The organism is Scytonema sp. HK-05 (assembly GCF_963872035.1).
In the GTDB taxonomy this organism is placed as follows: domain Bacteria; phylum Cyanobacteriota; class Cyanobacteriia; order Cyanobacteriales; family Nostocaceae; genus Kalymmatonema.
This window is the reverse complement of record NZ_CAWMYC010000013.1, coordinates 83,175-106,319: the sequence shown is the minus strand read 5'-3', so window position 1 is coordinate 106,319 and position 23,145 is coordinate 83,175. Positions and strand designations below refer to the sequence as shown.

Genomic DNA, 23,145 nt, shown 5'->3' with positions numbered 1-23,145 from the left:
AGGCGATCGCTCTTTCACAGTAGAATGCTCCTTATGAGCAGAATATAATGATCAAAAGAAGGTTCATACCCCGTAACCCGTAGTTTTCTGTACTTCTTGGATACAAGCTTTCAACCGTTCAGCTAAGACCTGAACATGGGGTTGAGTCATCATCGTGACATGGTTGCCTGGGACAAAATGGATATCCACTGGCTCGGTAGAAAACTTGCTCCAGCCCCAGGTTGAATCCTGCAATATCTCAGAAAGTACTTCATTATTAGACTCCTCGACTGTGGAAGTTTCGCTGGCCCGCAACAAGGTGATTCGGATTGGATAAACCTGTTGTGGCACATAATTAACTAGAGAGTTAGCTTTGAGCAATTGCACCATATTATTAAGCTGCATAATTTCATCGTCGGGAGGCAAGATATCAGCATTTTTTAATCGTTCTAGAACGTATTTCAGTTGATCCTCCCAAACAAAACATTGAAGAATATCGTCTGAAATATCTAGTTTCTTTGCGTAAATAATTTCGATTGCACCTGCCAATTGAGCTAGCCATTTAGCATTATCCCAATCAAATCCTTCTGGCTTTTCCTGATAAAAAGGTGCTGTAGTATCAAGAATGGCAACGAAAGAAACCTTATGTCCTTTGCGAAGTAACTGCTGCGCCATTTCAAAGGCTAATTTACCGCCAAAAGAATGCCCTGCCAAAAAATAAGGCCCCTGCGGTTGAACAACCTCTAGTTCTTGAATGTACTGGGCGGCTACATCCTCAACTGGAGTAATTGATTCCGATTCTCCAGAAAGAGTATTTGCTTGGAAACTGTAAAATGGTTGGTCTGAACCCAGACAACGCGCTAAGTCATATAAGTAGAAAGGAGTACCAGCAGCTCCTGGAAGGCAAAACAAAGGTGGCTTGGAACCGTTCGGCTGAATTGCTACTAAGGAAGACCAAATTGAGGAATCCGAATCCGCTTGCACAATAGTTGCCAACTGTTCGATAGTTGGATTTTGGTAAAGGCTAGCTATAGGAATATCTTTACCAAACTGCTGTTTAATTTGAGCCATTAAGTAAGGAGTTAAAAGGGAATGACCACCGAGATCAAAGAAGTTATCTTGTACTCCCACCTTGTCAACTTTCAAAATTCTTGACCAGATTTGCGCTAATTGCAGTTCTACTTGGCTACGTGGTGCAACAAATTTGTCTGCGTCACTGGTGTCAGCAGGTGCTTGCAATGCACGACGGTCTACCTTACCGTTGGGTGTTAGTGGCAAGGAATCCAGAATGACTATTGCCGGAACCATGTAAGGCGGTAGTTTTGCTTTCAAGAACTGACGCAGTTGGCTAATTGTCGGTACACAGTTTTCATGCGGTACTACATAGGCCACTAAACGTTTATCACCTGGGGTATCTTCCCGGACAATGGCCACAGTTGTTTGAATTTCCGGATGTTGATTGAGTACAGTTTCAATTTCTCCTGGTTCAACCCGAAATCCCCGAATTTTCACCTGATGGTCAATGCGACCCAGAAATTCAATATTGCCATCCGGTAAATAACGCGCCAAATCCCCAGTTTTGTACAAGTAATCTTCAGCTTTAAAAGGATTAGGGATAAATTTTTGCTTTGTTAATTCCGGACGATTATAGTAACCATTAGCTAACCCAACGCCGCCTATGTATAGTTCACCAGTCACACCGATAGGAACTGGTTGGAAATTACTATCGACAATGTACATCTGCGTATTGTCAATAGGTTGTCCAATAGGAGGGTAAGCAGACCAAGTATCTGGTGTACCTGAGAAAGTAAAAGCTGTTACCACATGGGTTTCGGAAGGCCCGTAATGGTTATGCAGCGAACAATTTTCCAAATTATTAAATAAATTAACAATGGGTCGATTTACTTGCAGTTGTTCGCCAGTGGTAATAATCTCTGTCAGATTTTTGAACAAATGTTTTTGCTGTCCGTATACCTCTGCCAATTGCTGAAGCACAACAACTGGAAGAATTACCTTCTGTATAGGTTTGTTTGCTAGGAAGTGAATTAAACTGTCCAAATCCAAACGCACAGTTTCGGAAACTATAAATAGCGTTCCACCAGAACACCAAGCAACAAACATTTCGTGAATGCTGGCATCAAAACTCAATGAGGCAAATTGAAGAATTCCCACTTCTGTTTGTAGAGTAGCTAAATGCCATTGAATCAAATTAGTGATTGCTCGATGAGGCAAAGCTACGCCTTTTGGTTTACCTGTAGAACCAGAGGTAAATATCACGTAAACTAAGTTACTAGGTTCTACACCAGTGATGAGATTTTCATGGCTAGATTGAGAAATTATTGCCCAGTCAGTATCTAAACAAACAACTTGCCCTTCATGTTGGGGTAGTTTGCTAATCAGTTGTTGTTGGGTAAGCAGCACCCTTACCTGAGTATCTTCGAGCATGAAGTGCAAACGCTCAATTGGATAGTCTGGGTCAAGTGGCACATAAGCACCACCAGCCTTTAAAATCCCCAACAGTCCCACAACCATTTCTAATGAGCGTTCTACACACAATCCGACTAGCACATCTGGTTTCACGCCCAAGGACTTCAAGTAGTGTGCTAATTGATTTGCCCGACAGTTTAATTCGTAGTAAGTAAGTTGTTGATTCTCAAACTCCACTGCCACTGCATCTGGGGTACGCTCTACTTGTTCCTCAAACAACTGATGAATAAATTTATCAATTGGGTAATCAGTTTGGGTATTGTTCCACTCAACTAATAACTGATGTTTTTCCTTTGGTGTGATTAGTGACAATTGGGAAATTTGTTGCTGTGGGTTAGCAATAATTCCCTCAAGTAATGTTTGGAAATGCCCTAATAAACGAGCGATCGCACCATCATCAAATCGGCTGGTATCATAGTTAATCTTCACCAACAATTGCTTACCAGGAGCAGCAATTACAGTTAGCGGATAATTAGTTTGTTCAATGCTGTGAATACTTTCTATAGAGAAACTGTAATTAGGCGATTTTACTGCCTCATCCACAGGATAATTCTCAAAGACAACAATACTCTCAAATAAAGGCGTTCCTCTCTTGACTTCACTCCAGCCTTGAATATCTACCAATGAGTTATATGAGTATTGCTCAGACTCCACTTGTTGTGTTTGTAAATCCTTCAACAAAGCCAAGACTTGGGTATCATCTGTAACTTGCACTCGTACTGGCAAGGTATTGATAAATATCCCCACCATCGACTCAATGCCGACAAGAGAGGCAGGGCGACCAGAAACAGTAGCACCAAAAACTACATCTTTTTCTTGGTTGTAACGACTCAGTAGTAATGCCCAAGTCGCTTGCACCAAATTATTTATTGTTAGTTGATGCTGCCGTGCAAAAGCCTGGAGGGTAGCTGTGGCTTGCTCTGTCAGTTGGATTTGTTGTTCGCTGTAACTAGAATTTAGCTGTTGTCGTTTTGACGATGGTTTATCAACTATCAAAGAAGTGGGTGAGGTAAAACCTTGGAGTTTTTCTCTCCAGAATTGTTCAGCTTGGGTTAAGTCTTGTTTCTGTAGCCAAGCAATATAGTTGCGATAGCTTTGGGCTGGTTGAACGGCTACAGTTTCACCTTGAGAAATTGCTTGATAAAAATATAATAAGTCTTTGAAAATCAAAGGCGTTGACCAGCCATCAAGCAATAAGTGATGACAACTCCAAACGAATTGATAAGTATCCGCACTCAATTGCATCAGGCTGAGGCTCATCAGTGGTGCTTGATTCAGTTGGAAACCCTCTTTTCGCTGTGACTGCAAGAAAAGCTCTAATTGCTGTTGTTGCTTTTGTGCAGATAGTTGTTGCCAATCATGTCTGTTGAGGTTAATATCAACCTGCCGATACACGATTTGAAGTGGCTCGGCCAATTGCTCCCAAACAAAAGCAGTCCGCAAGATTGAATGCCGTGCTACCACTTGCTGCCAAGCTTGCTCAAAAGCTACTACGTTCAACTCACCTTTAAAAGTAAAACTTAACTGCTCAAAATATACTCCTGAGTCTGGAGCATACAAACTTTCAAACAGCATTCCCTGCTGCATAGGAGAAAGTGGATAAATATCTTCAATATTCTTGGAGTTAGTTTTGCCTAAACTTGCCAACACTTGGTCTAGTTCTAGCTGGTTTAGCTTCACCAAAGAAAAATCTGAAGGTGTATAACCTCCACTCTCAGGTGATGAACAATGAGCAATCAACCCTTGCAATGTTTTAACAAAATCTTGCGCCAGAGTTGCGATCGTGCCGTGCTGGTGGATATTTGTGCTGTAAATCCACTCTATTTGCAACCGTTCTCCAGTAATAATGCTACTAATATCTAATAAATGAGCGCGGTTGTTCTGCAAACTTTGACTGTATCCCGCAGACTCACTAGCTGGCTGCATCCAAGAAGATGTATTGAGAAGTTGATCGAATTGACCCAAATAATTAAAACTGATTTCTGCTTGCCCAAATGCTTGGAGTTGAGCAACAATTTCTGCATCCTGACTCAGATAGCGCAATAAGCCGTAGCCAATTCCTTTGTTGGGAATAGAGCGCAGTTGTTCTTTGACAGATTTTAAGGCATCTGCTGGATTTTCTGTTGCTTGGAGTTCCACAAGTACAGGGAAAATGGTCGTAAACCAACCGATAGTGCGTGACAAATCCACGCCATCAACAATATCTTCTCGCCCATGACCTTCTAAATTGAACAGCACAGAGCTTGAGTTAGTCCATTTTGCCAAAACCAGCACCAAGGCAGTCAGTAGCACATCATTAATCTGAGTGTTGTAAGCCTTTGGCACATCTTGCAGTAAGGCACGAGTTTCGATCTCATTTAATGACACTGATACTGTACTGGCAGACGCAACAGTATTCGCCCCTTGTGTATAGTCAACTGGGATGGGAGGAACTGCGGCGCAAGATTTATTCAGCCAATAAGCCACTTCAGATTTGAGGGCTTGTGATTGTGTATATTCTGTTAATTTTTCAGACCAATCCTTGAAAGAAGTTGTTTTGGCAGTCAAAGCAATGGCTTTACCTTGAGCAACTTGCTGGTAAGCTGTTTGTAAATCCTCTAATAAAATTCGCCAAGAAACACCATCAACTACTAAGTGATGGATGACTATTAATAGTCGCGCCCTTTTGTCAATACCCAGATGGAAAAAGGCGACTTGCACTAGATTTTCTGACAGATTCAAACTCGCCTGAAAGGAAGCTGCTTTAGTTTCAATGGCAGCTTGTTGCTCACTTTCTGGAAGTGCCGATAAGTCTATTTGAGAGAAAGCAACGCTATCAGTTACAGCAGAGTGAATCTGCTGCCAAGTGGGCTCAGATTGTGTAAAACGTAGGCGCAGAGCATCGTGATGTACTAGCAATTGCTGCAATACTTGCTTTAATAACTCTGCTTTGAGGTCAGATGGTACTGAGAGCAGAAATGATTGATTAAAGTGGTGCGGCTGTTGTAAATTTTGCTCAAAGAAATAGTGTTGAATTGGTGTTAGAGGTAATGTCCCTGTGACTAATCCTTGTTCTATGTGGATAACACTTGCTATGTTTTCCACTGTCGCTAATTCTGCAATTGTTTGATGTGCAAATAATTGTTTAAGAGTCAGTTGCAATCCAGCTTGCTTTGCTCGGCTGATGATTTGAATACTGAGAATTGAATCTCCACCCAATTCAAAGAAATTATTATGAATACCTACTTGCTCTACTCTCAGGACTTCTGCCCAAATCTGTGCTAGTGTTTCTTCGATTTGATTGCGTGGGGCTACAAAACCGACTTCCAGTTCTCCACGGGAATCTGGTGCAGGCAATGCGCGGCGGTCTACCTTGCCGTTTGGCAAAAGAGGTAGGGACTCCAGCATCACAAAAGCATGAGGCATCATGTACTGTGGCAGTTGACCAGAGAGGAAAGAGCGCAACTGGCTGACTGTAGGTGTCTGTCCTAGATGTGGCACTACGTAGGCGACTAGGCGTTTATCCCCAGTCGTGTCTTCACGAGCAATGACACAACACGCCTGCATATCCTCATATTGGCTCAACCGTGCTTCAATTTCTCCCAACTCGATACGGAAACCGCGTATTTTTACTTGGTTGTCAATACGTCCCAGGTATTCAATTGTGCCATCCGGTAAATAACGTGCTAAATCACCAGTTTTATAAAGGCGGGAATGTAGTTCATCGCTAAAAGGGTTAAGGATGAATTTTTCTTTTGTCAACTCTGGACGGTTGAGGTAGCCTCTTGCTAATCCAGCACCACCAATGTGCAATTCTCCTGGTACACCCACAGGTACTAGTTGCAGATACTCATCTAAGATGTAGATTTGTGTGTTGGCGATCGCGCGACCGATGGGGACAACTTGTCGTTCAATTCCTTGTTTGCAAGTCCAGAAGGTTGCATCAATACAAGCTTCTGTCGGCCCGTAGAGATTGTGCAAGTTCACATTGAGATTACTTAACACGTTCTCTTGCAGAGCAACTGGTAAGGCTTCACCTCCGCAGAAGATTTGTTTAAGGGAGTGACAAGTTTCGAGTCCTCCTTGTTCTATAAGTATTTGTAACAAAGATGGTACAAATTGAACAGTAGTGACCTGCTCTTGGGCAATTAACTTTAACAGGTAAGCAGTATCAGCATGACCTCCGGGTTGAGCTAATAGCAACTGTCCACCTACTAACAAAGGAGCGTAGAATTCCCAAACCGAGGCATCAAAGCTAAAGGGAGTTTTTTGTAGCACTTTGTCTTTTTCAGTCAGGGGGAATGTTGCTTGCATCCAGAACATATGGTTGCAAAGGTTGCGGTGAGAAAGCATTACTCCCTTAGGCTGACCTGTAGAACCAGAGGTATAAATCACATAAGCCAAGTTAGCCGCTTGCACAGTAGCGAGGCAGTTCGAGTCTTGGCGGTTTCCGTCGAGTCGAAACTGCCGAACCCGAAGGGTGATTAGATTGTCTGGACTTGACTGAGAAATAAACTGCCAGTCAGTATCTAAACATACAACCTGCCCTTGATGCTGAGGCAACTTCTCAAGGAGTTGTTGTTGGGTCAGTAGGACTGGAACTTGAGCATCTTCTAACATAAAGCTCAAGCGTTCTTGAGGATAATCTGGGTCAAGTGGCAGGTATGCCCCACCCGCCTTAAGAATACCTAGTAGTCCCACGACCATTAAGAGCGATCGCTCTACACAAATACCCACCAATGTATCTGGTTTTACACCCAAAGACTGCAAGTAATGCGCCAACTGGTTAGCGCGACAGTTCAATTGCTGGTAAGTCAGTTGTTGATTGTCAAAGATAACTGCTACAGCATCCGGGGTACGCTTAACCTGCTCCTCAAACAACTCATGGATACACTTATCAAAAGGATATTTTGCTTGAGTCGAGTTCCATTCAACTAATAACTGATGCTGTTCAACTTGTGTAAGCATTGGCAATTGTGAAATCCGCTCCTCTGGATTAGCAACAATTCCTTCCAGCAAAGTCACAAAATGTCCAGTCATCCGCTCAATTGTGCGCGTATCAAATAAGTCAGTGCTATACTCCCATACACCCACTAATCCAGCACCTGTACTGAGCGTAGTCGTTGGCGAAGCCTCAGCAAAATTAGCAGAGTTGTGCATTGATAAACTCAAATCAAACTTAGCAGTTGCCCTTTCTGCTGGTAAAGAACTGATAGTTAAGCCAGCAAGCTCTACTTGAGACATAGGCGCATTCTGGAGTGCAAACATCACTTGGAAAAGTGGCGTATGGCTCAGATTCCGTTCTGGATGCAATGTTTCCACCAGCATCTCAAAAGGCAATTCCTGATGAACATAGGCTCCTAGAGCTATTTCCCGAACGTGAGAGAGTAATTGGCTAAAAGAGGGGTTGCCTGATAAGTCAGCACGCATGACTAAGGTATTGACAAAGAAGCCAATTAACCCCTCAATTTCACTGTGATCGCGGTTAGCGATCGGTGTCCCCACCAAAATATCTGCCACACCTGTGTAGCGGTAAAGTAGAGTATGATAAGCTGCCAAAAGCGTCATAAAGAGGGTACAGCCTCGCTCCTGGCTCAGTTTTGTCAGTCTATTAGTCAACTCAACTGAGAGTTTAAATTCTTGAGTTGCGCCAGCAAAAGTCTGTACAGCAGGTCTTGGTCGGTCTGTGGGTAACGACAACAAGGCTGGTGCATCTTTTAATTGTTGTTGCCAGTAACTTAATTGAGTTTGCAGTACATCTCCTTGCAACCACTCCCTTTGCCATAAGGCAAAATCTGCATATTGAATGGGTAGTGGTGCTAAAGGTGACGGCTCACCTTGAGAATAAGCCTTGTACAGTGCTGCTAATTCTTGGATAAACACACCCATCGACCAACCATCAGAGACAATGTGGTGCATACACACTAACAAGATGTGTTCTGTCTGGGACAGCACTACTAATGTCGCCCTGATTAATGCTTCATTTGCCAGGTCAAACGGAAGAAGTGCTTGTTCTTGCGCTAATTGCTGTGTAGCGATTTCTTGTTCGGCTGGTGAGAGATGTTGCCATTCAAGAACTGATACTGTCCAATTCGTTTCTGTGTGAATAATTTGAGTTGGTTGTCCATCAACGGTGATGAAGTTGGTGCGTAATGCTTCATGGCGATGAATAATTTCTTGCAAACTTTGTTCCAAGGCAGCCTGATTGAGATTGCCTACTAGACGCAAAGCTATGGGTATGTTATAAAAAGCACTGTTCGGCTCTAACTGGTCTAAAAACCACAAACGCTGTTGAGCATAAGATAGGGGTAATTCTTCAGTCATCATCTTTTGCTCCTTGGTAGAATGCGTGGAACAGTTAGGTCTAAGTTTTGTTGCTGTAACTTCCCGATTGATTGCGCTAATTCAGCTATTGTTGCAGCCTTGAAAAATTCTGGTAAAGGGAGTTGGACTTTGAAGCGATCGCGGATGCGTGACACTAGTTGGGTTGCAAGTAACGAGTGTCCGCCAAGTTCAAAGAAGTTATCATGAATTCCTACTTGCTCTAATCCCAGCACCTGTAACCACATCTGTGCCAGTGTTTCTTCAATTGGGTTGCGTGGGGCAACATATTTATCTGCAAGGTCGCTGTATAAATCCGGTACAGGTAAAGCACGGCGGTCTACTTTGCCATTAGGAGTTAGCGGCAATGACTCCAATATCACAAAAGCATTTGGCACCATGTAGTCTGGGAGTTTTGCTTTCAGGTATTGCCGCAGTTTGCTGATTCTGGGTGTACAGTCTTGATGTGGCACTAAATAAGCAACTAAGCGTTTATCACCAGGGGTATCTTCGCGGGGGATGACGCAAGATGCTTGCAGATCACTATGTTGGCTCAGGATTGCTTCAATTTCGCCTAGCTCAATACGAAAACCGCGTATTTTAACTTGGTTGTCAATACGTCCCAAGTATTCAATATTACCATTTGGTAAATAACGTGCTTTATCCCCAGTTTTATAGAGGCGCGAATGATCGTCAGAACTAAAGGGGTTGGGAATAAATTTCTGTTGTGTTAACTCTGGTCGGTTAAGGTACTCCCTTGCTAGACCATCTCCCCCAATATATACTTCTCCGCGTAGACCAACGCCTACTGGTTGCAGTTGAGAATCTAACACATAGATTTGCGTGTTGGAAATTGGCTGCCCGATGGGAATAGTTGTAGCGTCTTCGCTTACTTCCTGCACCAAGTACCAGGAAGTAAATGTTGTATTCTCTGTCGGCCCATAAACGTGCAGTAGTCGCTGCGGCGCACCATTTTTCAGTACTTCTTTGACCCATTTAGGATCGACAGCTTCTCCTCCAAATAGAAGATGCCGCACTGTATTGAAAGCAGAGGGGGCTTCTTGAGCAATTTGATTGAACAAAGCAGTTGTTAAAAATAACACACTGATACCTTGCGCTCGAATAAAGGTTGCAAAGTCTTGTGGTGAAAGTGCCAAATCTTTACTCACCCCTACTAACTGCGCTCCGTTGAGTAGCGCACCCCAAATTTCAAATGTTGCAGCGTCAAAGGCGTAATTTGAGGCTTGTGCAATCACATCTTGAGCAGAAATGCTCACATAGTTGGTTTGTTTGACTAATCGAACTACACCTCGATGGACAATGCTAACGCCTTTGGGTTGACCTGTAGAACCGCTTGTGTACATTACATAAGCTAAGTTATCAGCTTTGATGCTAGTAGTTGGGTTGTGTTGTGCTTGTTGGCTGATGATATCCCAGTTTGAGTCTAAGCAAATTACACCAGCTTGGCGATCGCGTAGCGTCTTCTCTGAAGAATCGGCAAAGCCGTGCCGGAGGCGATCGCCTAGTTTGTTAACTAGTTTTTCTTGAGTCAATACGACTGATAGCTGAGTGTCTTCGAGCATGAAGCTTAAGCGCTCTTGAGGATATTCTGGGTCGAGAGGTATATAAGCCCCACCCGCCTTGAGAATTCCCAACATTCCCACTATCATTTCTAATGATCTCTCCACACACAACCCAACCAGTACTTCTGGTTTTATCCCAAGGGTTTGTAGATAATGGGCAAGTTGATTTGCTCTGGCGTTTAACTTAGTATATGTAAGGTGTTGATCCCCAAATATCACCGCCGTTGCATTGGGTGTTTGTTCTACTTGCGCTTCAAACAACTGGTGAATGCATTTATCTTTGGGATATTCTACTGCTGTCTGGTTCCACTCCACTAGAAGTTGATGATGCTCCTCTAAAGAAATAAGAGAGTGCAACTCATAACGTCCTTGTGGCTGGTTCGCCATTGCAGCAAGAACTCTAAGGTGATAATCGCTAATCCTGTTAATTTGTTCGGAACATAATTCACAGGGATCATATTTCAAATTCAGTGCTACCTCAGAGGAGTTGGGACTGACGCTGAATTGAGCAAGAAAAGTAAAGTTTGTTTGTTCAAAAAACTTTCCACCTAACAGCTGCAAATTATCAAGTCCCAGCACCTGTTCGTAGACATGAAAATGGGTGAAATTAAACGCCGTCTCAAACAGAGGAGATTCACTACCCAAACTCCTCTGTATTTCTGCCAAAGGATAGCGGCGGTGTGGCAACATTTCTCGTTCTGCTGCAAACACTTGTTGCACTAGGTCTATCCAAGTGCCTCCAGTAAATTGCAGGCGGAATGGCAATGTATTGAGGAATAGTCCCAGGACTCGTTCACCATCACTTTGCTCAGGTCGTCCGTTAGCTGCTACACCCGTTACTATATCTGACTCACCAGTGAGGAAATTTAATACTCGCAGATGAGCAGCCAACAGCACACTCTTGAGTGTAACTTCTGCCGACTGAGCCAGTTGTTTTAAGCCTGCAAAAATTTCGGGGGATAAAGTTACCTCTTGCACACCAACTTCTCGAACATTAGTATTTGTTTGCACAAAAGACCAGCGAGGTAATTTGGTAAAAGTGCTGTCGTTTAACTTTTCACTCCAGTATCGCCCAGTTGACGATGAAGCGATCGCTTGTTGCTCTAAAGCCACAAAATCCCGGAACGCAATACTGAATTGTGGCGATACATAATCAACTGGTTCGCCTAAAAGCGACAAGTAACGCTTAAGCAACTCACTCATCATCGAGGCAACACTCCATCCATCGAGAATGGCGTGGTGGAAGCTCAAAGCCAGATTGAATGTCTCCTGTGTGCGACGATGAACAAAGAAACGCACTAAGGGAGGATGAGTCCAATTAAAATGCCGTTTCTTTTCAGCTGCAAACCAAGCAGCTAATGCATCTTCTTGCTCAGAATGATTCAAATCACACCAATCCTCCACCTGCAAGGGAACCTCAACTTGCTGATGAACCAGTTGCAACGGAATACTGAAGTTACTAAGCTCAAATGAAGTCCGCAGTACAGCCTGATGATTGACTAAATCTTGAATAGCGACCTGTAAAAGTTTAACATCAAAAGGGGTTTTGAGGTGGAAACTGAAAATATCGTGATAGACTGCACTATCTTGACTGTACTCACTGTGATAAATCATTCCCATTTGCAGCATAGCAAGGGGATAGGCATCCTCTAGACCATCAGGTAACTGCTGTTTGTCTGCTTGAGAAATCAGACTGAATGGTTGAGTTAATTCTAATTTTGTGATGTCATTCTCTTGTGTTTTCAGTTCTTGGACTAGCTCGTGAATCGTTTGATATTGGAATAACTGTTGCACAGAGAAACTCAAACCTTGTTCTTTAGCTTGAGACAGCACTTGAATGCTACGGATAGAATCTCCACCTAAAGCAAAGAAGTTATCATTAATACCTACTTTTTCCACACCGAGAACCTTAGTCCAGATGGCGGCTAATATTTTCTCTTCTGGAGTGCTAGGTGCGACAAAAACATCTTCTAATTCTGGTCTTGTGGTGTCAGGTACAGGCAAAGCACGGCGGTCTACCTTACCATTTGCTGTCAGTGGTAGAGCTTCTAACTGCACAAAAGCACTTGGTATCATGTACTCTGGCAGCTTTTGTTTGAGGAAGCGACGTAGTTCTGCGGCTGTGGGAGATTGTTCTGTCTTCGGCACTACGTAAGCCACTAGACGTTTGTTGCCCGGTTCATCCTCTCGAACCAGCACCACGCTTTCCCAAATGGCTGGGTGTTGCGCTAGTAGTGCCTCAATTTCTCCCAACTCAATGCGGAAGCCGCGAATTTTCACTTGTTGATCGATGCGCCCTAAATACTCCAACTCGCCATTCGGCAAATAACGTGCTAAGTCACCTGTTTTATATAGTCGCGCTTTTGGGTTATTGCTAAAGGGATTAGAGATAAACCTCTGTGCTGTCAGTTCAGGACGATTAAGATAGCCACGGGCAACCCCAGCACCACCAACGTACATCTCACCTGCGACACCAATCGGTACTGGATGAAGATATTCATCTAGCACATACACCTGTAAGTCGCCAATCGGACGACCAATTACACTTGCCGTGCCATTCAAATCGGTTTTGCTCAATGGACGATAAGTTACATGTACAGTAGTTTCTGTAATCCCGTACATATTTACTAACTGTGGCAATTGGTCGCCGTGGCGTTCAAACCAAGGCTGTAAACTCTTAAGTTCTAAAGCTTCTCCACCGAAAATAACTAAGCGTAAGTTCAAATTGCCGGTAGTTGCCGTTGACTGTTCGGCTTGAATCAACTGACGGAAAGCTGAAGGTGTTTGATTGAGAATTGTAACTTTTTCTTGACACAATAACTCGAAGAAAGACTCAGGCGATCGCGTCACCAGGTAGGGCACTACTACGAGTCGTCCACCATAAAGTAAAGCACCCCAAATTTCCCACACGGAAAAGTCAAATGCATAAGAGTGGAACATTGTCCAGACATCATCTTGGTTGAAGTGATACCAAGAATTTGTCGCTTCAAATAGACGAACTACATTTGAGTGGTTAACTAAGGTGCCTTTTGGTTGACCTGTAGATCCTGATGTGTAAATGACATAAGCTAAGTTATCAGTTGTCAAGCCACTAAGGAGATTGTCTTTACTTTCGGTAGATATGTCTTCCCAGTCTTTATCTAAGCACAGTACATGTGCCCCATGTTCCGGTAGGCTAGTCAGCAATTTCTCTTGAGTCAACAGGACTGATACCTGTGAATCATTTAGCATATATGCCAAACGTTCTTGAGGATAGTCTGGGTCAAGTGGCACATAAGCACCGCCCGCCTTGAGAATACCTAATATTCCCACGATTGTTTCTAGCGATCGCTCCACATACAACCCAACCAGCACATCGGCTCCCACACCCAAAGACTTCAGGTAATGCGCCAACTGGTTAGCACGACTATTCAACTCACCATAAGTCAGTTGTTGATTTCCAAACACCACAGCTACAGCATCAGGGATACGCTCTACCTGTTCCTCAAACAACTGATGGATACACTTATGCTGGAGATAATCCGCCTGAGTATCATTCCACTCAACTAATAACTGCTGTTGCTCAACTTCTGTCAGCAGAGGTAACTGTGAAATCTTCTGCTGTGGGTTAGCAACAATACCTTCAAGCAAGATCACAAAATGCTCAGTCAGGCGCTCGATTGTGCTGGCATCAAACAAATTAGTGCTATATTCCCATACACCCACTAGTCCAGCAGCAGTGTTCTGCATTAACAAAGACAAATCAAACTTGGAAGTTGCGCCTGCTGCTGGTAAAGAACTGATAGTTAAGCCAGTAAGCTCTACTTCAGATATAGGGGCATTCTGGAGTGCAAACATCACCTGGAACAGTGGTGTATGACTGAGATCCCGTTGGGGCTGCAATGCTTCCACTAGCATTTCAAATGGCAAATTCTGATGAGAGTATGCATCCATTGCCATTTCTCGAACGCGATTGAGCAATTCGCTAAAACTGGGGTTGCCTGATAAGTCCGTACGCATGACTAAGGTATTGACAAAAAAGCCAATTAACCCTTCAATTTCACTGCGATCGCGATTTGCGATCGGTGAACCAACCAAAATGTCATCAGATCCTGTATAGCGGTAAAGTAAGGTATCAAACGCTGCTAACAACGTCATGAACAAGGTAACTCCTTGCTTTTGACTTAGCTGTATTAACCCACTAGTTAGCTCCCTAGAAAGTGCAAACTTTTTATATGCCCCAGCAAAACTCTGCACAGCAGGTCTGGGTCGGTCAGTTGGTAACGACAATAAAGCTGGTGCATCTTTTAATTGTTGCTGCCAATAAATCAATTGCCTTTGTAGTACATCTCCTTGCAACCACTGTCTTTGCCAGATGGCGAAATCTGCGTACTGAATCGGCAGTGGCGCTAAGGGTGTACCCCTTTCGGAAAGCAAGCTACGGCTAGCGGACGCACCAGAGGACTGATCTTGAGAGTAAGCATTGTACAGCGCTGCTAGCTCTTGGACAAATACACTCATTGACCAGGCATCAGAGACAACATGGTGCATACATATACTCAAGACGTGTTCTGTCTCAGACAGCACAATTAATGTTGCCCTGACCAATGCTTCACTTGCCAGGTCAAAAGGTTGAATAGCTTGGGTGATTGCTAATTGCTGACTAGCAATCTCTTGCTCAGTTGTCGATAACTCTTCGCAGTCAATTACTGACATCCTCCAAGCAGTTTCTGTGTGAATAATTTGAGTTGGTTGTCCATCAACTATGACGAAGTTAGTGTGTAAAGCTTCGTGGCGAGCAATGATTTCATGCAAGCTCTGTTCTAAGACTGTTTGATTGAGAGTTCCGACTAGACGCAAAGCTAAAGATATGTTGTATATGGCACTGTTTGGCTCTAACTGGTCTAAAAACCACAGACGCTGTTGAGCAAATGATAGTGGTAGCTCTGCATTCTTTGCTCTTGGTAAAATGGGCGTGGAAGCTAGTTCAAAGTTTTGTTGCTGCAACTGCCCAATAAGATGCGCCAATTCAGCTACTGTCGCAGCGACAAACAACTCACGCAATGGTAGTTCCACTTTGAAAATGTTGCGGATGCGTGAAACTAGTTGCGTTGCTAGTAGCGAGTGTCCCCCAAGTTCAAAAAAGTTATCGTAAATGCCTACAAGCTCTACTTTCAGCACTTGCGCCCAAATTTGTGCCAGCATTTCTTCAATTGGGGTGCGCGGGGCTATATATTTCTTTGTGATTTTGCTGTGTAAATCTGGTGCGGGTAGAACGCGGCGGTCTACCTTGCCGCTAGGAGTTAATGGCAACGACTCCAATATCACAAAAGCATTTGGCACCATGTACTCTGGCAGCTTTGCTTTGAGAAATTGCCGCAGTTCACTGATTGAGAGTATACAGTGCTGATGAGGCACTACGTAGGCGACTAAGCGCTTACTTCGACTCCGCTCAGTACAAGTATCACCTGGGGTATCTTCGCAGGCGATGACACAAGCTGCTTGTACATCACTATGTTGGACTAATGCTGCTTCAATTTCGCCTAACTCGATGCGAAAACCACGTATTTTTACTTGGTTATCGATACGAGCCAAGTATTCAATATTGCCATCTGTTAAATAGCGTACTAAATCCCCGGTTTTATATAATCTACTCTCTCTTGTCTCATCAAACGGGTTTAAGATGAATTTCTCTTGTGTCAACTCTGGACGATTGAGGTAGCCCCTAGCTAGGGAGACACCACCGATGTACAACTCTCCTGGGACACCAATAGGTACAGGCTGTAAATATTTATCTAAAATATAAGTTTGTGTATTTGCAATTGGCTTTCCAATGGGAGGAAGTAACGGCCAATTTTCCACTGGATCAGTCAGTCTAAAAGTAGTAACCACATGACTTTCCGATGGACCATAATGATTGTGCAATGTACAATCACTAAGTTTGCCCAACCATTGAGAAATCGCCGGAGTAATCTGCAACTGTTCCCCAGCAGTAATAATTTCCCTCAGATGATTATTAACTAACTCACTATCAATAGCGACTTCAGCTAGTTGCTGTAAAACAACAAAGGGAACAAACAGTCTCTCAACAGCTTTTTCTTCAACGAAGCCTAACAAAGCTACTGGATCTCGGCGTAGTTCCTCCCCAATTAAGAACAATGTGCCTCCCGAAAACCAGGTAGTAAATATTTCTTGGAAGGAGACATCAAAGCTAATAGGGGCAAATTGCAGGGTTTTTGCTCCAGTAGAAATTGTATTATTTTGAAGTTGCCACAGGATCAAATTGCAAAGAGCAAGCTGATTAAGAGCTACACCTTTAGGTTTACCTGTAGAACCAGAGGTGTAAATTATATAAGCTAGGTTATTTGCTTGTACACCAGTGATGGTATTATTCTGACTTGAAAGAGAAATTGCCTGCCAGTCAGTATCTAAGCAAACAATATGTGCTTGATGCTCAGGCAGTCTCTCAAGCAGTCGCTGCTGGGTTAGTAGCACTGAAACTTGAGCATCTTCAAGCATGAAACTCAGGCGCTCACTGGGATACTCTGGGTCAAGTGGCACATAAGCCCCACCCGCCTTAAGAATACCGAGTAGTGCCACGACCATTTCTAAAGAACGCTCCACACATAAACCGACCAGCACATCGGCTTTCACACCCAAAGACTGCAAGTAATGTGCCAACTGGTTAGCGCGACAGTTCAATTGCTGGTAAGTCAGTTGTTGATTTTCAAAGACCACTGCTACAGCATCTGGTGTACGCTCCACCTGCTCCTCAAATAACTTATGGATAGACTTATCAAGGGGATACTCAGCTTGAGTATCGTTCCATTCGACAAGTAACTCTCGTTGTTCCGGTTTTTTCAGCAGGGGCAATTGCGAAATTTGCTCTTTGGGATTAGCAACAATGCCTGACAGCAAAGTTACAAAATGACCCGCCATCCGCTCGATAGTACTTGCATCAAACAAGTCAGTGTTGTACTCCCACGTACTCACTAGTCCAGTGGTAGTGTTTTCCATGAATAAAGTCAAATCAAACTTGGCAGTTGTCCTTTCTGTCACTAATGGACTGACAGTTAACCCAGTCAGATCCACTTGAGATACGGAAGCATTCTGGAGGAGAAACATCACCTGAAACAACGGTGTATGGCTGAGATCCCGTTCTGGCTGCAATGCTTTTACCAACTCCTCAAAAGGCAAGTCTGAATGAGCGTAAGCTTGCGACATCAGTTGACGCACTCGACTCAGTAACTGCTTAAAACTGGGATTACCTGACAAATCGGTACGTAGCACTAAGGTATTGACAAAAAAGCCAATTAAGTATTCAGTTTCAAAGCGATCGCGGTTAGCAATGGGCGTACCCACTAAAATGTCATCAGAGCCTGTATAGCGATAAAGTAAGGTAACAAATGCTGTAAACAGCGTCGTGAACAGGGTGGCTTTCTCTTGCTTACTAAAATTGGCAAGTGCTTCACTCAGTTCAATTGAAAGTTTTATATGTTGACGCGCTCCTCGGAAAGTTTGAATGGCTGGTCTAGGTCGATCTGTGGGTAATTCTAGTAAGCTAGGAGCGTTTTTGAGTAGTTGCTGCCAGTAGTTAAGCTGCCTTTGGAGTACCTCTGTTTGCAACCACTGCCGTTGCCAAATAGCAAAGTCGGCATACTGAATTTGTAGCTCAGGTAGCTCTGGGGACAAGTTATTGCAAAGAGCTGAGTAAATGGTTGCTAACTCCCGCATCAATACACCCACTGACCAAGCATCGAAGACAATGTGGTGTAATGTTAGTAACAAGACGTGTTCTAGCTCTGTGACTTTAAGCACAGAAGCTCGGATTAAACCAGAGTTAGCGAGGTCAAAGGGTCGAATAGCTTCTGCCGTGGCTAATTGCTGGCAAGCGATTTCTCTTTCACTTTCAGGTAGCTTTGTTAGGTCTACTACTGATAAATTTAAGGTTAAGCTTTCAGCAATTACTTGAATTGGCTGCTCGTTAAAGGTTCGGAAGTTGGTACGTAAAGCTTCGTGGCGAGCAATAATTTTGTTGAGGCTTTGCTCTAGTGCCACGACGTTTAGATTACCACGAAGTCGTAGAGCTGCTTGTTCGTTGTAGAAGGGGTTATTTGGTTCCAACTGGTTCAATAACCAGATTTGTTCTTGACCAAAAGACAGAGGTAAGTTCTGAGTGCGATCGCCTTTGATCAGGGGTAAATCAGTATCAGTGGCGATACCTCCGGTGAGCTTCGCTAACTCATTTTTTTGGTGCAGCCACAAAATAAGTTCTGTTTTATTCTTAACTAATAAGTCACGAGTTTCTGCTGTCAATACTCCCTTTGGAGCATTAGCACGTAACTGTTCACCTTCAACCCACAATTTCACACCTTGCTGGGAAAGTTCAGTTACAAATTGCTTGATATTCATATAATTATTACCTTCATACCGAATTTTAGATTTTAAATTTTGGATTTTGGATTGAAAGATTACAAAAGGTCTTTCAATTTTAGATTTTGAATTTTAGATTTTAGATTAAAAAATATTTTTAATCTAAAATCTAAAATTATTGGATACGGTTCATATTGCTATTTCTTCTCTATCAATTGCACCTAAGTTAATATCTGGTTCTGGATGTTGTTTCTCTAGATTTAGTGCTATTTCAGCTATTGTGGGAGACTCAAACAAACTTGCTAAAGATAATTTGATAGAAAAAATATTTCGTAATCGTGACAAAACCTGAACAGCTATTAAGGAATCTCCTCCCAATTCAAAAAAGTTGTCATTGATTCCCACTTGCTTGATTCCCAAGAATTCTTGCCAGATATCAGCAATTTTTTGCTCAAGTTCATCGCGGGGAGCTATATATGAATTTGGTAAATTGGGTCTTGAGTGGAGTGCGGATAAGTTTTCTGGCTGAAAATTCTCCGGCTTTGTTTGTAATGAAAGCTGTGATTTTTGGTCAGTCTCTTTTTGCCCAAACTTTGTGCTAAATGCGACTGGTACAGAAGCTTGAGCCATAATAATCTTATGCTCAAACGCTTCAGTTTCTGGAAAAGCAGCAACTTGGACAAAATCGCGATCGCGTAGTGCTTCAAACCACTGGTCTTTGGTGATAAAAGGCTGACCTGGGCTGCGTCTTCCGTCGTCTAAAAGTTTTAACAGCAGACCCCAACTGATATCAAAGTCTATTTTCGGCTGAGTTATTTCCCACAATAAGAGGAAGCCCCCAGGAGCTAATAAAGAGCGCACATTCTGGAGGGTTTGATCTATGTTCCGAGTTGCATGCAACACATTAGAAGCGATTACTACATCAAAGCTATGCTTCTCAAACCCTTGCTCAGTTGGCGACTTGTCTATGTCTAGCAAGCGATATTCAACAAATGGGTATTCGTTAAACTTCTGTTGCGCTTTAGTCAGAAAGCCGCTACCAATATCAGTAAAAGTATAGTTGGTTTGTTGTGAAGGCAACACAGGTAGTAATGCTTGCGTAGACATACCAGTACCCGCGCCGATTTCCAAAACTCTCAAGTGAACCGATGATGGCAATGACTTGACCACTTGTTCCAGGCTTGAGCGCAAGATAGAGTTGTAGTAATTTAGTAATGCCAATTCTGAATTTGAACCGTTGTTTTCTTCTTGATAAATCAGTTCATTGAAAAACTCTAAGGGTTCTTGTTCACCAACAACAACAGCAGCTAAATTTTCACCACAACGCTGCACTAAATCTACTGTTAGAGATTTAGCAGCCATTCTCACTCTGACTTCTTTTAAAAGTTCATGAATCAAATCTTGCGAACATGGCACTAGTCCAGTAAATAACCCCTCCTGCTGCTGTAGTTGTCCTTGCTCTACTAATATTTGCAACCATCTAGACACCAATTGTTGATAACGGGGAGTTATATGGCATTGCGCCAACAAATTCTCTAAAGAATACTTTTCTTCGGCATTCTTAAAAGCCCCTAATTGCTTGAATGCAGAGTTGATGTAGGCTGTACATAAACGATCCAACCACTGTCTGTTCTCTCGATATGTTAACTCGTTGAGTTCTCCATCTCTAACACTTGCTTGATTCTGGCCTGCTTCTATGAGCGATGTCCACAATTGTGATGTTGTGGGTAAGGTTTGCAACTGCCCCCCAGATGTTTTTTGTGGGGGGTCAATCCAATAACGTTGGCGCTCAAAGGGATAAGTCGGTAAGGGAAGACGATAAGATTCTTGGTGACTATAGAATCCAAACCAATCTATATTGACTCCAGCCAGCCAGAGTTGACCTAATGTATTGAATAAAACACGAGTATCGGATTGCTTTTCTTGAGGATGACGTAACGAAGTCAACACCGTTTGTGCGGCTGCTTTGTCTGGATGCCTTTTAGCTAATGTAGTCAGTGTGTGTCCTGGCCCTACCTCTAGTAAGACTTGCTCAGGTGTTGCCAATAATTTCTCTACACCTTGGGCAAAAAGCACTGTGGAACGCAGATGTTGAGCGTAGTAGTCAGGATTTGTGGCTTGGGTAACTGTAATCCAAGTACCAGTTAGGTTGGAGATATAAGGAATTTTTGGGGGATTTAAAGTAACTTTTTTAACTTGCTCTGCAAATGCCTCTAAAATTGGTTCCATCATTTGGGAGTGGAAGGCATGAGAAGTATGCAGACGGCGACATTCAATCCCTTGAGTAGCTAGCTGATTTTGTAGTGCCTCTATTGCTGCTATAGAACCGGAAAGCACGCATTGCAAAGGTTGATTAATCGCTGCAACAGAAATTTCTGATCCTAATAGGGATTTTACTTTGTCTACGGGCAGGGGAACAGAAAGCATTGCCCCACTAGGAAGTTGCTGCATTATCTGTCCGCGTGCTGCTACCAGAGATAAAGCATCTTCTAGGGAAAAAACTCCTGCTAGAGTTGCTGCTACATACTCGCCAATACTATGACCGATCGCAGCTTGTGGCTCCACTCCCCATGACTGCCATAATTTAGCTAGGGCGTATTCAATTACAAAAATAGCAGGTTGAGCAACGGCTGTTTGTTGAAGTTGCTGCGATGCTTCATCAATCTTTTCCTCACTAGGATAAAGTATATGACGTAAATCTTGCCCTAGTAAGGGTTTAAGAATTTCTGAGCAATAATCAACTTGTTCTTTAAATACTGTCTCGGTTTGGTAAATTTCCCGTGCCATGTTGACATATTGAGAACCTTGACCGGGAAACATAAAGACAACAGATTGTTCTGTAATCTCTGTATAGTTGGTAAATACTTGTTTTGACTCTAAACCTGTAACAGCATCTTCTAAGTCTTGACAAATTAACATCCGTCGGTGATTAAAACCCCGGCGACCACTATTGAGCGTATAAGCTACATCGCCTAAGTTGAGTTTTGGATGCTCTTTTAAATGCTCTATTAGATTAGCTGTCGCCTTCTCAAGCGCACTCGCAGTTTTAGCCGACAGACACAACAATTGATAATTTCTCCCCTGCTCCTCTGCCCCCCTGCTCCCCCGCTCAAACACAGGAGCTTCTTCTAAAATTACATGAGCATTAGTACCCCCGATACCAAAAGAACTAACCCCAGCACGGCGAGGGGTGTCATTTGTTTTCCATTCAGTCAGGGTTGTATTGACGTAAAAAGGACTGTTAGCAAAATCAATTTTGGGATTAGGTGTCTGGTAGTGCAAACTAGGAGGCAGCATTTGATGTTGCAGTGCTAATGCAGTCTTAATCAAACCTGTGACACCTGCTGCTGTATCCAAATGTCCAAAGTTGGTTTTTACCGAACCAATGGCGCAGAAGCCTTTTTTATCAGTAGTTTGACTAAAAGCTTGAGTTAACGCTGCGATTTCAATCGGATCTCCTAAAGGTGTAGCGGTGCCATGAGCTTCAATATAGGAAATTGTTTCGGCATCTACACCAGCTATAGCTTGAGCCTCGCTAATGACTGCTGCTTGACCACTGACACTGGGAGCAGTGTAGCCGACTTTCATTGCACCATCATTATTGATCGCCGAGCCTTTAATAATTGCATGGATGTGGTCGCGATCGCTTATTGCATCCTTTAATCTTTTCAAAACAACAATACCTGCACCGCTACCGGCAACAGTTCCTTGTGCTTGAGCATCAAAAACACGGCAGTGTCCATCAGGAGAAAGAATCATTTCCTCTTGATACAAATAACCTCTGTTTTGGGGAATACTGATAGAAACTCCACCAGCTAAAGCCATATCACATTCACCATTTAATAGACTTTGACAAGCTAAATGAACAGCTACTAAAGAAGTAGAACAGGCAGTTTGCACATTCACTGCTGGCCCTGTCAAGTTGAGTTTATAGGCAACTCGTGACGGTAAAAAATCTTTATCGTTGGAAATTCCCAATTGGAACAGGCTAAATGTCTCTAATAATTGATGATGAGGATAGAGATTATTGAGCAAATAACTATTCATCCCCACACCACCATAAACCCCTATTAAACCGTTGTAAGTTTGTGGATCATAACCAGCCTTTTCTACAGCTTCCCAAGCTAATTCTAAAAATAGGCGTTGTTGTGGATCTATTAACTCAGCTTCTTTCGCACTATAAGTAAAGAAATTTGCATCAAACAATTCAATTTCTGGTAAAGCAGCACTAGCTTTCACATAATTAGAATTACTCAGTAAATCTAGAGAAACCCCATAATTTATTAATTCTTCATCCGTCAGCCAGGAGATAGACTCTACACCATCACGTAGATTTTGCCAAAAAGATTCAATATCTTTTGCTCCTGGGAACCGTCCATTAGTAGCAATTATTGCTATCTCAGAATTGTTTAAATCATTATTATTAACTGAATTTACTTTCATT

3 protein-coding genes are annotated in these 23,145 nt (G+C 43.0%); all 3 read right to left on the bottom strand.

The features are described from left to right. Nucleotides 1-63 precede the first annotated feature (63 nt). Nucleotides 64-8,772 (bottom strand): amino acid adenylation domain-containing protein, encoded by an 8,709-nt coding sequence (locus AACT52_RS03405; RefSeq protein ID WP_073629382.1) that lies wholly within the window; start codon nt 8,770-8,772, stop codon nt 64-66. Further along, nucleotides 8,769-18,740, bottom strand: a complete 9,972-nt coding sequence (locus AACT52_RS03400; protein ID WP_073629380.1) for a non-ribosomal peptide synthetase — start codon at nt 18,738-18,740, stop codon at nt 8,769-8,771. Before AACT52_RS03400 ends, AACT52_RS03405 begins: the two co-directional genes overlap by 4 nt. A 150-nt stretch (nt 18,741-18,890) precedes the next feature. Then, nucleotides 18,891-23,144: a type I polyketide synthase gene (locus AACT52_RS03395; RefSeq protein WP_073629378.1), complete on the bottom strand. Its 4,254-nt coding sequence runs from the start codon at nt 23,142-23,144 to the stop codon at nt 18,891-18,893. Nucleotide 23,145 lies beyond the last annotated feature (1 nt).